The sequence below is a fragment of the Vibrio sp. Y42_MX_L11 genome (assembly GCF_024181785.1).
Classification (GTDB): domain Bacteria; phylum Pseudomonadota; class Gammaproteobacteria; order Enterobacterales; family Vibrionaceae; genus Vibrio; species Vibrio diabolicus.
The window spans coordinates 15,922-29,631 of record NZ_JAMZAP010000025.1 but is presented as its reverse complement, the minus strand read 5'-3'; the positions used below and the strand labels follow the sequence as shown (position 1 = coordinate 29,631).

Annotated in this window: 12 protein-coding genes; 1 reads left to right on the top strand and 11 read right to left on the bottom strand. The window is 47.5% G+C overall.

From position 1 onward, the window contains the following. Positions 1–8: 8 nt before the first annotated feature. From NL643_RS20105 to NL643_RS20085, 5 genes are all read right to left on the bottom strand, one after another. On the bottom strand, positions 9–560 hold the full coding sequence (locus NL643_RS20105; RefSeq protein WP_253645046.1) for a DUF2301 domain-containing membrane protein: 552 nt from the start codon (positions 558–560) through the stop codon (positions 9–11). A gap of 40 nt (positions 561–600) precedes the next feature. After that, positions 601–1,479 carry a DMT family transporter gene (locus NL643_RS20100; protein ID WP_046873653.1) on the bottom strand — a complete coding sequence of 293 codons (879 nt, stop codon included), beginning with the start codon at positions 1,477–1,479 and terminating at the stop codon, positions 601–603. A 211-nt stretch (positions 1,480–1,690) separates the two neighbouring features. Beyond that, positions 1,691–4,738: an FAD-binding and (Fe-S)-binding domain-containing protein gene (locus tag NL643_RS20095; protein WP_253645045.1), complete on the bottom strand. Its 3,048-nt coding sequence runs from the start codon at positions 4,736–4,738 to the stop codon at positions 1,691–1,693. A 55-nt stretch (positions 4,739–4,793) separates the two neighbouring features. Further along, positions 4,794–5,663, bottom strand: a complete 870-nt coding sequence (locus NL643_RS20090; protein ID WP_253645044.1) for an amidohydrolase — start codon at positions 5,661–5,663, stop codon at positions 4,794–4,796. Positions 5,664–5,721: 58 nt separating this feature from the next. Then, positions 5,722–6,615 (bottom strand): alpha/beta hydrolase, encoded by an 894-nt coding sequence (locus NL643_RS20085; RefSeq protein WP_005391008.1) that lies wholly within the window; start codon positions 6,613–6,615, stop codon positions 5,722–5,724. A 154-nt stretch (positions 6,616–6,769) separates the two neighbouring features. On the opposite strand from NL643_RS20085, the gene NL643_RS20080 reads away from it, so the two are divergent. Further along, complete coding sequence (locus NL643_RS20080) at positions 6,770–7,726, top strand: GlxA family transcriptional regulator (protein ID WP_047009304.1); 957 nt, start codon at positions 6,770–6,772, stop codon at positions 7,724–7,726. A 37-nt stretch (positions 7,727–7,763) separates the two neighbouring features. Here the strand turns inward: NL643_RS20080 and NL643_RS20075 are convergent, their stop codons facing one another. Genes NL643_RS20075 through NL643_RS20050 form a run of 6 tightly spaced genes read right to left on the bottom strand, consistent with a single transcriptional unit; the run spans position 7,764 to position 13,478 of the window. After that, a complete protein-coding gene (locus tag NL643_RS20075) occupies positions 7,764–9,125 on the bottom strand; it encodes an MmgE/PrpD family protein (RefSeq protein WP_253645043.1) in 1,362 nt (453 codons plus the stop codon). A 14-nt stretch (positions 9,126–9,139) separates the two neighbouring features. Next, on the bottom strand, positions 9,140–9,976 hold the full coding sequence (locus NL643_RS20070; protein WP_253645042.1) for a nitrilase-related carbon-nitrogen hydrolase: 837 nt from the start codon (positions 9,974–9,976) through the stop codon (positions 9,140–9,142). Positions 9,977–9,980: 4 nt separating this feature from the next. Then, positions 9,981–10,862, bottom strand: coding sequence for a glycine betaine ABC transporter substrate-binding protein (locus tag NL643_RS20065; protein WP_253645041.1), 882 nt, complete (start codon positions 10,860–10,862; stop codon positions 9,981–9,983). Between the two features lie 34 nt (positions 10,863–10,896). Further along, positions 10,897–11,631: an ABC transporter permease gene (locus NL643_RS20060; RefSeq protein ID WP_006742426.1), complete on the bottom strand. Its 735-nt coding sequence runs from the start codon at positions 11,629–11,631 to the stop codon at positions 10,897–10,899. Continuing rightward, positions 11,628–12,797, bottom strand: a complete 1,170-nt coding sequence (locus tag NL643_RS20055) for an ABC transporter ATP-binding protein (RefSeq protein WP_253645040.1) — start codon at positions 12,795–12,797, stop codon at positions 11,628–11,630. The genes NL643_RS20060 and NL643_RS20055 overlap by 4 nt, the downstream gene beginning before the upstream one ends. A 27-nt stretch (positions 12,798–12,824) precedes the next feature. Then, the gene (locus NL643_RS20050) at positions 12,825–13,478 is read right to left on the bottom strand and encodes an ABC transporter permease (protein WP_041853126.1); all 654 of its coding nucleotides are present in this window, start codon (positions 13,476–13,478) and stop codon (positions 12,825–12,827) included. Positions 13,479–13,710: the final 232 nt, after the last annotated feature.

Sequence of the window (13,710 nt, the reverse complement as noted above, 5' to 3'; positions counted from 1 at the left end):
GACGTTTATTAAACCTCGTAGTTTGCTTTAATACCAATATCAAAATGAAGTGGCATCCGCCACTTTGATATAGACAGGAAACCCATAATTAAGCCAGACAACACTGTTGCAATATTCGCTACCGTCAGTATTTCGAAACAAAACGCAAAGGTTGCGATGGCAAGTAGCACTGGCACCGCTTTCAAGCCTGGAACTTTAAAACAAAAGGACTCTTTCAGCGCCACACCGGAAAAAGTGACAAAGACAAAACCAAGAGAAAGCCACACGCTGGATAAGTCTGGATCGCTCACCATGAAGAGCAGTCCCACCCAAGTTGACCAGCTGATGACAGTACGCACAGTTTTACTGTAGACATGGATATTTGCTGCAGTTAATACGCCTGCAATGGCGATGAGCAGCAACACATTTCGATCATAAAATGCCGAACCTTCAATAAGGTGCAAACCCGATATCGTCATCGCGATAAGTCCAAAGGCAAATACGCTAATTCCTAAACGGTATAAACAGACACTTAAAATATCTAAAAAGTCTAGTGATTCCTGATGCTCAGTATTGGCCATGCTTCACTCCTAAATTGTTCCCTACCCAAACCTCTTGAAGCTACCTAGGGATAGACAAACGAAATCGCCCGCCAGTACGGTAAATAATAAGAGAAAATAAGATAAGCACACAGCCAACTAGCTTATTTGCCGTTAGCACTTCGCCATACCACAGCACGCTTAGAATGACGGTCCAAACTGGCTCTAATATCATGATCAAGGCAGCATTACCTGCCTGAACAAATTTTTGCCCCATGGTTTGCATTACGTAACGCAAGCTCGTCGCTAGCAAAGTGCTCAACGCGAACCACCACCAAATGGAGGAGTCAACCTCTGCCGGAAAAGACTCCATAAAGAAAGAAACCAACAAACCTAAACAACCAGCAGAAAAAAGCTGCACGCAAGTAAGCAGCAACACAGGCAATTTTTGAGAATATTTACTGTTCACATTAAAGTGAAGCGCCAGAACCAGTGCCGCCCCAAGAAACCAAAATTGACTGGCCGATTGCTTCCAGCCGCCAACTAAAGAGAGACAGGCGAGACCTAATACCGCGATAGGCAAAGAAAGCCAGAAAATTCGTTGTGGTCGTTGACGAAACATAACCCACGCAACAATAGGCACAAATAGCATGGAGAGACTCATGATAAATGCGCCTTCTCCGAGCGTGTCGCTGATGGAGATGGCGTAAATCCATGTCATAACGGCACTGCCTAACAGGAGCCCGACACCACCAGCAGAAAGCACATCTTTCAAATTCGCTTTCAGCAAAGGTCTATAACACAACGGCAGCAGACAGAGCGATGCAATAGTAAATCGCGCCCCGATAAAGCCGAAAGGTGGTAAACCCTGTATTGTTTCCTTAGAAAAGATCCAACCAAGTGCCGCGATCATCGTTGTCGCAACCAGAATAACCGTCGCTTTGCGTTCTGAGTTAAACATAAGTACTCACAAAATATGGAACACAGTATCGCAGCAAGGGAAGTTTGCTGCGCTATTGTATCAATTTGAAAGGAGTTTCTGTCGAGCGGAAGTGAAAGCCCGATTCTCTCCTGTGTTGTTGTTAAGCAGATTGAAGTTCTGCGGTCGGATACATTAAAGGCAGGTAAAGTCTTAAGGCAAGCGTTTTCGTATACTAAATTGCCTAAGCATCTTATGCACTAAACAAACTGGCTAAAACTTGGACCGGATGTCGAACGACCTCCCCTTCAAAACGCTTAACCTGACTGCGACAGGAATACCCCGTGGCTAACACACGCTCAGTGGGCAGGTTCTTTATATTCGGTTTCCAACTCAGCTGATAAATAGCTTCAGACGTACTTTTCTTATCCACTTCATGGCCGAATGTCCCTGCCATGCCACAACATCCCGTAGGTATCACATGCAGCTTTAAGCCAAAGTGATGAAAAATAGACTGCCAAGATTTCTCAGTCTCCGGGATTTTGGTCTTTTCTGTGCAATGCGCCATCAAATACCAAGGTTCTTCGTCTGATACACTTACTGGCGGCCATTCATTGAGTGTATCCACGAGCCAATCATGAGCCGTATTAACTGTAAACTCGCCCCGCTTTTCTTTTAGAGCCTGACGGTATTCATCGCGATAACAAAGTACTAAGGCTGCATCGATACCGATCATAGGAATTTCAAGCTCAGCAACTTGGTTGAGAAAATCCGAGGTGTTTTGTGCATTTCTGGCGAATGCCTTAAGGAAACCTTTTACATGTTGAGCTTTCCCATTGGGTTTGAAAGGCAGAACAACAGGGTGTTTCCCTAACCGCTGCAATAACTGAATAAAGTCCGCAACCAACTCGGCTTCATAAAAGCTGGTAAATGGATCTTGAACAATCAAGACGTAATTTTGCTTCACTTCTGGGGAAAGCGATTCTAGATACGCAAAGTCGAACGGGCTCACGCCAAGTGCCTGACATCGACTTTGCAACGTAGGGATCGATAGCACTGGCGAATCAACAAAACCGATGGATGTCTCTAATACTTGCGTAACAGGCCTACTAGATGCAATTCGATTAACCAGCTTGGGGGCTTTTGCCATAACCGGCAGCAGTTGCTCAATATTCGACACCAGATAGTCGCGCAGAGGTCTGCGATAACGCGAGTGATAAACGTGTAAAAAACGTGCTCTAAAATCAGGCACATCAACTTTAACAGGACACTGACTCGCACACGCTTTGCACGCTAGACAACCGTTCATCACCTCATAAACTTCATGCGATAAATCATCAGATGCGGGGCGAGATATCAACTTACTCAGCTTCTGAGTCAAAAGCTTAACCGATAATGTTTGATTGAGAAGCTGTTGTTCGTTAGCGAGCAAATCGAAGCCACTGTCATTAAGGCGACGCAGCCATTCACGCATTATCCCAGCCCTCCCTTTCGGAGAGTGGCGACGATCGGCTGTCACTTTAAATGATGGACACATTGGGCTATCAGAATCGTAATTAAAACACAGCCCATTGCCATTGCAAGACAGCACGGGCTTAAGCGACTCTCGGACTGCTACGGGGATCTGACGATCATAGTAGCCACGCTTGGTCGCTGTGACTTTTACCATTTCAGCGTCGCTATTCAGTGGTGTGCAAATCTTCCCCGGATTCATTTTATTGTCTGGGTCAAACGCCGCTTTAATGCGCCTTAATTCAGTAAAGAGCTCATCACCAAAGAAGGCAGGTCCATATTCTGAGCGATATCCTTTACCGTGCTCTCCCCACATTAAGCCATTGTATTTTGCCACCAGCGCGACCACATCATCGGATAGTTGATGCATCAACGCTTCCTGCTCAGGGTCACACATATCGAGCGCCGGACGCACGTGAAGGACGCCAGCATCCACATGACCAAACATGCCATAATGCAGGTTATTGCGGTCTAGCAACGTACGAAATTCCGCGATAAAGTCCGCCAAATTTTCAGGCGGCACACAGGTATCTTCCGCGAATGCAATCGGCTTTGCCTGACCTTTGGTCGCGCCAAGCAGCCCAACCGCTTTCTTGCGCATGCCATAAATGGCCAGGATGTCTTGGGGTTCACGACAGACTTGATAACCGATGATACCACTGCGTCGGTGAGCCATTTCTTTATCGAGAATTGAAAGTAAGCGTTCAACTTTATCTTCAATATCATCGCTGTGACTGCCTGCGAACTCGACAAAGTTAATCCCTTGCATCTCTTTGCCCTGCACATCTGAGATCGCGTGTTTTACCGAGTGCCAGACTATGTCTTCTCTTGCAAGATTAAGCACCTTTGCATCAACCGTCTCTACCGATAGCGCCTCTGCTTCGACCATCAAGGGAGCATTTCGCAATGCAGAATCAAAACTATCGTATTTAACGTTCACTAACCGTCGCGTGGTAGGTATTCGCGTAAGATTAAGCTTGGCTTCAGTGATAAAAGCTAACGTACCTTCAGAGCCACATAATATTCTCGTGACGTCAAACTCTTCACTCTTGTCGTTTATGGCATTTTTTAGGTCATAACCAGTAAGAAATCGATTCAGAGGAGGAAACTTATCCAGAATCTGTTGACGCTTGTCTCGACAAACTTCCTCCGTAATTTTTAACGCTCGCGATACTGCATCACTGTTTAACCATTTGTTTTGTTGAATTGCTTCGGTATCGATTACCGAACCATCCGCCAATATGGCTTTGAGCGCCAACACATGATCCGAGGTTTTACCATATTGCAAAGAGCCTTGGCCTGATGCATCGGTATTAATCATCCCACCTAATGTTGCGCGGTTGCTGGTCGACAGATCTGGCGAGAAGAAATAACCATAAGGGCGAACGATGTCGTTGAGTTGATCTTTGACTATCCCTGTTTCCACTCTCACCCAGCCTTCCTGCTCGTTAATCTCTAACACTCGATTCATGTAGCGAGAAAGGTCAACCACAATCCCCGAGTTCAATGATTGTCCGTTGGTGCCCGTTCCGCCTCCTCTGGGCGAAAAGGTCAGGTGCTTAAATTCATCACGTGCACTGACCTTGCCAAGTATTACCACATCATGATGGTTGGCAGGAAAGACGACCGACAACGGAAGTTGCTGGTAGACGCTGTTGTCAGTCGCCATACTCAATCGAGTGGTATAGCGAGCATCAGTATCCCCCTTGAAACCAAGCTGTTTAAGGGTGTTAAAGAACTTGATAACCACAGGATCAGAGGAAACCTGTAGCGGAAGTGCAGGAAGCATAATTTGAATCGGTGCCTTACGGTTGTCTTTTTAGGTTCGTAACATGAATGCGGAGTTAAAAGTGGTAGAGGCGCTTGGGGTTATCGACCAGAATCTTGCCAAACAGTGTCGTATCTTGCGTCCAGTGCCACAAGGTATCTAACAGCTGGCCATCATTTGGCATCTCAGCAGCAAAACATGGGTGAGGCCAATCCGAGCCCCAGACGCATTGCTCTTCATTCGCTTCTAACAAAGCTTGAGCAAACGAAGAAACGTCATCATAAGGCGGTGATTGAGGCGACAAACGATACGGTGCCGACAATTTTGTCCACACTTTCCCTTCGGCCTTAAGCTTCAATAAGGTTTGAAAACCAGGATGAGAAATCAGCTTGTTTGTTGGCATATGTCCAAGATGATCAATCACTACTGGCACGGGTAAAGCCCTTAATCGCTGATATAAGTCATCAAACTGCGAAACATCAATTAAGCATTGAAGGTGCCAGTGTCGCTCTGCAAGGCGAGCCGCTAAACGTTCAACATCACGCCACTCAATACCACCTTTAAACAGCAAATTCATCCGCACCCCACAAAATCCCGCTTCTTGTAGCTCATCCAGCGTTTGCTCGGAAACATCCGCATCCACGACCGCGACGCCTTTGTAGTCGTAACCTTGCTGGCGCAAATACCGCAATGTATCAAGATGCAACTGGTTGTCATTGCCATACACACTCGGCTGAACCAGCACGCCATGACGGATGCCTAATTGCTGGTGCAAATGCAGGTACGCGCCGACGCTGGCATCAGGTGGCGTGTAGGTTCGCGTTTCACAGTACGGATAACGTGAAGAAAAAACGTGGGCGTGACAATCAACCGCGCCTTCAGGAATCGCGATTGTTGGTTTATTTACAAATGGGTCCGCCGCTTCACAAAATGGAATTATGCTCATCGAAAATCATCCTGTCAGAAAGGTAGAGGTGCCATCAACGAAAGCACCTCTTGAAAACTTAACTGAAGTTCTCACTCAACCAGTTCGCGATCACGCCAGAGAACTGAATAAACTTAGGATCGTCGTCCAACATCCACTCGGTGTGACCACCTTCAGGCAGTAAGAATAGAGATTTCGGCCCAGGGTATTTCGCGTACAGCGACTTTGCTTCGGTCACTGGGTGAAGGTCGTTTTCTGCACCGTGCGCAATCAAGATTGGCGCGTCTGCAAATCGCTCGTCCAGTAGAGCTTCCGGTTTGAAATTGATGAGAGAATCCGCAAAATCCAGATCAGATGTCACGCCGTAGCCCGGCGCTTTGACCAGTTCAGTGAATACATATTCGCGGCTTACTGGATCAAGCGGGTAGATTTCAAATGGATCAATCCCCTGCTTTTCTCCACCAAGAGCAAGACGTGTACGCTCTTCTAACATAAATTGACGGAACGCTTTCCAACCGTGCTCACCACGTTGAGCAACCTGAACACGTACCGCATCATAAAAGCCGTTCATGGAGATAAGGCCATCAATCGCATCTTGGCAAACGCGGTAAGCATCAAGAATTAATCCCCCCGCCATGCCCCAGCCAGCCAGTACGACTTTGCGGCCTTCCTCGTCAGCGCGCTTTTTCACAACCGCAACCGCGTTGGCGATGTCGCGTACTTGTTCATCCAAAATAACTCGCTCACGAATACCCTCAGATTCGCCAAAGCCACGGTAGTCAAATCCGAATACTGTAAAGCCCTTCGCAGTTAAGGCTCTCGCGTAACGCTCTGGGTGAATATTTTTTTGCCCAGTAAAGCCTGAGCAGACAATAACGATCGGTAAGTCTGGGTTGTTAACGTTCTCGTCAGTAAAGAAAGCGCCATCAAGGCGTAGACCATCACTAATTACTGGGGCTTTTTGTTCAATCATAATTATCTCGTCCAAATGAATGTGTATGCTCGACAAAGAACTCCTTGTCTTAAGTCACATCATGTTCGAATTTTGATAGCAATAATTTAACAATTGCGACATTCTTATCCAGAAATACGACATAGATGAACTGCCCACTTGGTGACCACAGAGAATGAAAACGACACACACGTATCGCATTGGTTTTTTCCTTATTCCTGATTTTTCGATGCTCTCTTTTTCGGCGGTTATCGAACCTCTTCGAATGGCCAACCGCCTCGCTGGTTGCGATTTGTATCAGTGGGATATTTATGGATTCGAAGATAAAGAAGTGTCGGCCAGTAATGGCGTTTCATTCTCGCCAACACAGTCAATCAACAACATTGCTCATTTAGACTTGCTGCTGGTTGTGGCAGGTATTGGCGCCCATGTTGCTGCTGCGAGTGGCTCGGTGAATCAGTGGTTAAAACAGGCGCTTCGTCAAGGCATCGCCGTGGGCTCGACTTCGACAGGCAGCGTGTTGTTAGCAAAAGCTGGCCTGTTAAAAAACAAAACGTGTACCGTGCATTGGGAGTCCGCCAACAGCCTGGCAGAGGAGTTTCCAAACATTAACGTGACCAGTGAGTTGTACGAATTCGACCCACGCACACCAACTTGTTCGGGCGGCTTAGCCGGTTTGGATATGATGCTTCATTTAATTACAAACCAACATGGGAGCGACTTGGCGAATCAAGTGGCTGAGCAATGCATTCACCCTGCGATTCGACCAGCGCATGATAAACAGCGGATGTCGTTAATCCGTAAGCACAACATCCGCCACCCGCGCCTGCTCGACGCTGTAGAGATCATGGAAGCCAACATGGAAGAACCGCTAAAATGCTATGAAATTGGCGAACAAGTAGGGTTATCGGTCAGGCAGATGGAGAGGTTATTTTTGCAATACTTGCAAGACAAACCAGGCAATTACTACCTTCAACTGCGCTTAGAACGTGCTCAACATTTGTTGTTGCAAACCATGCTGTCCATCACCCAAATCAGCACCGCTTGTGGGTTCAGTTCTACATCGTATTTTGCGCGCTGCTACAAAAAACGCTATGAAAAAACGCCGCGTGAAGAGCGACGTTTAGCTTAAGATTGAGTAAGAGAAAAGAAGTTCGATCTCTTCGATCTCATCGTGATGTGTCAGGCGACGTGTCAGACGGCTTATCAGACAACGTGCCTTGGTAAAGCAGTGATAGCCAAGCAAGTACCTGCTCTTTACTGGCTTTATCAAGTTGCAAACAGCCCTCTTCTATCTCTGACACGCGTGAAGCGGACAATTCTTTCTCTGCCAAAGTATAAAACTTACCTCGCATCTCGTCTCGACTGAGCGGATTTTCAGGATTACCTCGCGCAATACAGGGAGGCGAAGTCAGTTTGTCGCCATTTTTCAACGTCACCACGACATGCGCCCAGCGTTCGGCTGGAAACTTATCATTGTAAGCAGGCTCTTCAATTAACTTCATCCGCTCCGTAATTGCCAAGCGAGCAGGATCTTTCAGTCCTTTGGTAACGGCTTCTACCGTGACCGTATTATCCATGACCACACTCGCGACTGAAAATGGCAAACTGTACTGAGCCTGCTCGGTTGTCTCAGGGCGCTTGGTATGCAGGCACACCGCCTGGTGAAAGCTGTGAACTTCGATAAGTTCAATCTCATCAGGTTTTAGTTTATTTTCTTGTTGCAGTGCTCTCACCGCTTCAACCGCAGGTTGAGCCCAACGACAAACCGGATAAGGTTTAAAGTATTGCTCCAGGATATACCAGCGCTGTCCTAAATCTGCCCACAAAGCGTGAGTTTGTTGGTCCAGCAGAGTCACGGCTGGCGCGCCAGTAAATCCCTCTTCTGCCAGCTCTGCACTGGCAAAGCCCGCCATCGCTCCCCAGCCAGAGCCGTCTTTGAGCATGGTTGGATGTTCAATACAACGCATCATTTGGCTGCGCGGGCCATAGAACTCGGCGATGCCGAGCGCATGCTCTGTTTGTGCATCCGTTAAGCCTTTTCTTCTTGCAGACACCGCAGCGACGCCCAACGTATTCCAAGCACCAGAAGTATGGTAGTCACAAGCGGTTTGATGCAGCGCGATTCCGGCGCGAGTTGCTATTTCGTAGCCAATGACGAGGGACGTTAATAACTCTTCTCCCGTAACTGCTGACCCATGCATACTGGCGAGCAGCCCCGGCAAAACAGCGACGCCAACATGGCCTTTCGTCAGGACTTGGCCGTCGTGCGCGTCCATACTGTCAATCAACATTCCGCCATATAGAGTTGCCCCACAACCACTGGCCGTGTGATCAGAAAACAGCATCGGCGTATCACCGGCAAACTGCTTCTGCGCGAGTTTGGCTACCATGTTTTGCAGCTGCGTCGCTTTACCAGCTGCGGCGACACCTAACAAATCCAAGACGCAATACTTCGCTTGTTCAATAACGTCAGCAGGAAGCTGTTCAAAGGTTAGTTCGTGAATAAATCGATGAATAGATTGCATCATCTACTGCTCCAGTTTTAGCGTTTTGCCTTCGACAATAGCGTTGTGATCAATGGTGTATTGCTGTCTCGCATGGTAGGCAGCTCGAATCTGGCTTTATCAATATCGTCCAATGACAAGGTTGCAGTTATCAAGGTTTCACTGTCTTCTGCCTGCGCCAAGAGCTCACCCGTTGCAGACAAAATACAGCTTCCTCCCCAAAACCACGCTTCGCCCTCTGGCCCGTAACGATTGGCCATCAAAACTGGGGTTCCGTAGAGCACCGCATAGAATTTAACGTTAACTAACCAGTTGTCTTCATTGGAAAAATCTTTACTGACAATACTGCTGGCCGAGTTGATCGGCGCAAGCAAGATTTCAGGCTTATCGAGTAATGCGCAATGAACCAAAGGTGGATTCCATAAATCGGCACAAATTAAAACCGAGCCTCGCCAATTATCATCAAGAGAAACGCTGGTGGTGGCATCTCCCGAATGAAACCACTTGCCCTCTTCAAGCCCACCATAGGTTGGTAAATTGATTTTGCGATGCACAGCAACCACCGTACCACCGAGCAACCAAGCCATCGCGTTGTAGTATTCTCCCGGAGCGGCCTGTTCCACAAAGCCGACAATCACGGACATGTGCGGTGCAAGTTGCGCAAGATCTTTAAGCCGAGCATCATCACGCTTCATGGCAACTTCACGCACTGAGGATTGGAGCTGGTATCCGGTCAAGGAGAGTTCAGGAAACAGCAATAGCTGCGACCCTAAGGCCGCAGCTTGCTTTATGTAATCCTGATGAGTATTCAGATTAGCATTCACATCGCCTAACTGGGCGTTGATTTGGGCCACACTGACTTGCAGGATAGTCATGGTATTACCCCAAGTTATGCTCAGATAGGAACTGGCTTGCGACTTCTGAGATCGAACGTCGCTCCACATCAACTTGTTGATTCAATGTCGACATCGTATCGCCATCGATCGCCGCAGAAAGTGCGTTCATTTGGTCGGCAAGGTCTGGGTTCGCATCTAGCGTTTCTTGGCGAACCACAGGAGTGATCGCGTAATCAGGGAAGAACTGTTTGTCATCCGTTAAAACGGTAAAACCGAATGCTTTGATACGACCATCTGTTGCAAATACAAGCGCAGCATCGACTTCTTTCCCTTTTAGCGCATCATAAGTTAACCCAGTATCCATGCGTTTCACTTGGTCACGTGAAGCTTTGAATTTGTAGGTTTTCTGTAAAGGTCGGAAGCCATCTTTTCGTGCATAGAATTCCGCATTCAAAGCAATGGTCATTGGCGGGTCTTGGCGCATTTGCTCGGCGAAGTCGGATAAGGTTGAAATGCCACGTTGTTTCGCATCGTCACTGCGCATAGCGAGCGCGTAGGTGTTGTTCGCTTTTGAAGGATTAAGCCAAACTAGGCCTTTCTTGGCATCCAGTTCCTTAACGCGTTGATACACTTGCTCTGCTGGGAGCTTGTCTTTGACTTTGTTGTAAATGATCAGTGATGTGCCCGTGTATTCCCAATAAAGATCAATCTGGCCGTTTTCTTGCGCTTTACGCAAAACCGCACTGCCCATGCCCGAACGCTTATCAACGTCGTAGCCTTTTTTGGTTAAATATTGAGACGTAATTTCCGTTAAAAGCTGTTGTTCTGTAAAGTTTTTACCACCTACGACGATTTCCGCAGATGCGTGAAAACTTGAAAGCAGTACACCAACGGCCAGCAAGCGGCGAGTAATTTGCTTCAACATGTTTGACTCCTGTCTGTGTTAATTTTTAGGATTGTTATTGTCTAGCTCTAATAGGGTTACAGCCTTTAGGTACAGTGACATAGGAAACGGCTCCTACCACACTGTCGATAGCGATAGCCAGCATCGCTGTAGGAATAGCGCCTGCGAGCATCATGATGGGTTCATCCAGATCAATACCGGTAAAAATGAGCTCCCCTAACCCACCGCCACCAATTAAGAAGGCCAGTGGAACGGTGCCCACGTTGACAGCTAACGCCGTGCGGATACCGGCAAAAATGACGAACAGCGCATTAGGAATTTCAACCTGAAACAACATTTGTAACTCGGTCATACCAATGCCTGACGCCGCTTCTTTTAAATGAGCGGGCACTTCTTTCAGCCCGATGTAGGTGTTTCTGACAATCGGCAACAACGAGGCAATCGTCAGTCCAAATACCGCAGGCACGGTGCCAATGCCAAGAAAGCTCATTGCCAGCGCGAGAATGGCTAAAGTAGGAATCGTGGTCCCCACATTCAAAACCTGCATCGCCGATTCTGCGACTTTCTGAAAACGGGGACGGCTGAGCAATACGCCGACGGGAATCGCGATTAGGATCGCCAACCCACCAGACAGCAGCACCAGTTCAATGTGCTGAACCGTCAAATAAACAATGTCTTCTTGGTAGTAGAGGAAATCGTCGATCGTACCCGCGCCTTGTAAATAAATACCCAACGCAAAGACACACGCCAATAAAACGAAATAGTAGGTTTGTTTGAGCTGATTGGTCACGATGCCTCCTTAGCCTGATGCAATGGCTGCGGCTGACTAGGAGAGGTATCGCGCTGATAAGTTGCACCGAGATAATGGGTAATGCCGCGCTGTGTGACTTCGCCCACTAAGCGGCCATTCTCGTCAACACACGGCATCCAAACAATGTCGTGCGTGAACATCTTCGATGCGACTTTACGCAGATCATCCGTGGTTCGGGCGATTGTTTTCAGGCCGACATAATGTTCGCCGCAGTACCCCTTCATATTGATTGCGGTAGCTTTTGGCACATAACCGATAGGTTGGTGTTGGTCATTCACTAATATCACGGCGTCGCGATACCCATACGCGTCAATTTTGGTTAGGGCGTCGGCAAGCGTAACGTTAGGTTTCACGTACGCAAAAGTGGTCTGCATGACGGATTCAGCCGTCACTAAGCGAAGACGTTTAAGTGCGCGATCATCTCCGACAAAGTTTTTCACGAAATCATCTTTCGGGTGTGCGAGCAAATCGTCAGGCGTATCGTACTGAACCAGGTGACCATCACGGAAAATCGCAATTCTATCGGCCATTTTGACCGCTTCATCAATGTCATGACTGACAAACATGATGGTCTTGTTGAGCTCTTGCTGCATTTTAAGGAACTCATCCTGGATTACTTCACGGTTGATCGGGTCAATCGCACCAAAAGGTTCATCCATCAGCATGACGGGAGGATCCGCAGCTAGAGCTCGGGCAACACCAATTCGTTGCTGCTGTCCGCCAGACAACTCATTTGGATAACGATTAAGGAAGACACTAGGATCAAGAGCCACCATCTCCAATAGCTCTTTTGCACGCGTCATGTACCTTGCCTTATCCCATCCTAATAACTTGGGAACCACCGCGATGTTTTCGCCGATCGTCATGTTGGGAAATAAGCCAATTTGCTGAATAACATAGCCAATGTTGCGGCGCAGAGTGACCGTATCCATCCCAGAAGTATCTTCACCGCCAAGATAGATCTTGCCCGATGTCGCGGGAATAATTCGGTTGACCATTTTCAGCGTGGTAGTTTTGCCACAACCGGATGGGCCAAGTAACACACAAATTTCACCACTGGGAACTTCCATCTCAATGTGATCTGCGGCAGTCACCGGGCCATTAGGCGTTTCAAAAATTTTGGTTAGCTTGTCAATTTTGATCATTTGAATGTCCCTATTATTTGTCCTTTATCAAGCAGCGGTTAGGCCCGGTGGCGTTAATCTTTTTTGTAGTCGAATCAATCCGTAATCCGCGATGATAGCCAGAAGGCTGACGGCGATGGCACCAACGATCAGTTGTCGAGGATCACTTTGCGATATGCCACGGCTGATAAACACGCCCAACCCTCCTGCTCCGATATACGCGGCGATCGCCATAACGCCAATATTCATTACTACTGCCGTTCTCACACCCGCCATAATCACCGGAATCGCCAACGGAATTTCCACCATTTTCAAACGCTGAAAAGGCGTCATCCCGATGCCTCGAGCTGCCTCTCGGAGTGACGGTTCTACGTTGTGAATGGCGGTATAAGTGTTGCGAATAATAGGCAGCTGAGAATAAAGCAGTACGGTAATCACGGCGGGCACGTAGCCAATCCCATGACCAATGGTCGATAAGAGAGGAATCATCAAACCAAACAGTGCGATTGAAGGAATGGTGATAATGATGGACGCTACGTAAAGCACCACTTTCGCAACGCGCTCATTTTGTGTGATAAGAATGCCGATAGGTACGCCAGTTAGGATGGCAAGCCCAACAGCCAGAGCGACCAAAGAGATGTGCTCCATGGTAAGCGTACCTAGCAGCGCTAAGTTATCTATGGTGAAATTTAGTAAGTCCAAGTAGGTCTCCCCCAACTGTGATTCGCAACCAAGTTAACAGGAGATTAAATTACGCTACTTTTTATTAACAGTGTTGTGAAATAGCGACACGTTAAGATAGAAATACGAAATATTAAGGAGGGAAATAATTGGCTTTCTCATCACCAAAAAAAGCGCTTTATTGGCGATGAGCAGCAGTAGTAAACAAGTTGATTATATCGGAACTGAAAAAAGCCATTGATAGCATGAAGAA

Excerpts from the sequence above, each read along its gene's own strand:
- NL643_RS20070 (WP_253645042.1), bottom strand. The coding sequence starts at position 9,976 with ATGACTATCCTGCAAGTCAGTGTGGCCCAAATCAACGCCCAGTTAGGC.
- NL643_RS20055 (WP_253645040.1), bottom strand. The coding sequence starts at position 12,797 with ATGATCAAAATTGACAAGCTAACCAAAATTTTTGAAACGCCTAATGGC.
- NL643_RS20100 (WP_046873653.1), bottom strand. The coding sequence starts at position 1,479 with ATGTTTAACTCAGAACGCAAAGCGACGGTTATTCTGGTTGCGACAACG.
- NL643_RS20085 (WP_005391008.1), bottom strand. The coding sequence starts at position 6,615 with ATGATTGAACAAAAAGCCCCAGTAATTAGTGATGGTCTACGCCTTGAT.
- NL643_RS20080 (WP_047009304.1), top strand. The coding sequence starts at position 6,770 with ATGAAAACGACACACACGTATCGCATTGGTTTTTTCCTTATTCCTGAT.
- NL643_RS20075 (WP_253645043.1), bottom strand. The coding sequence starts at position 9,125 with ATGATGCAATCTATTCATCGATTTATTCACGAACTAACCTTTGAACAG.
- NL643_RS20065 (WP_253645041.1), bottom strand. The coding sequence starts at position 10,862 with ATGTTGAAGCAAATTACTCGCCGCTTGCTGGCCGTTGGTGTACTGCTT.
- NL643_RS20105 (WP_253645046.1), bottom strand. The coding sequence starts at position 560 with ATGGCCAATACTGAGCATCAGGAATCACTAGACTTTTTAGATATTTTA.
- NL643_RS20090 (WP_253645044.1), bottom strand. The coding sequence starts at position 5,663 with ATGAGCATAATTCCATTTTGTGAAGCGGCGGACCCATTTGTAAATAAA.
- NL643_RS20095 (WP_253645045.1), bottom strand. The coding sequence starts at position 4,738 with ATGCTTCCTGCACTTCCGCTACAGGTTTCCTCTGATCCTGTGGTTATC.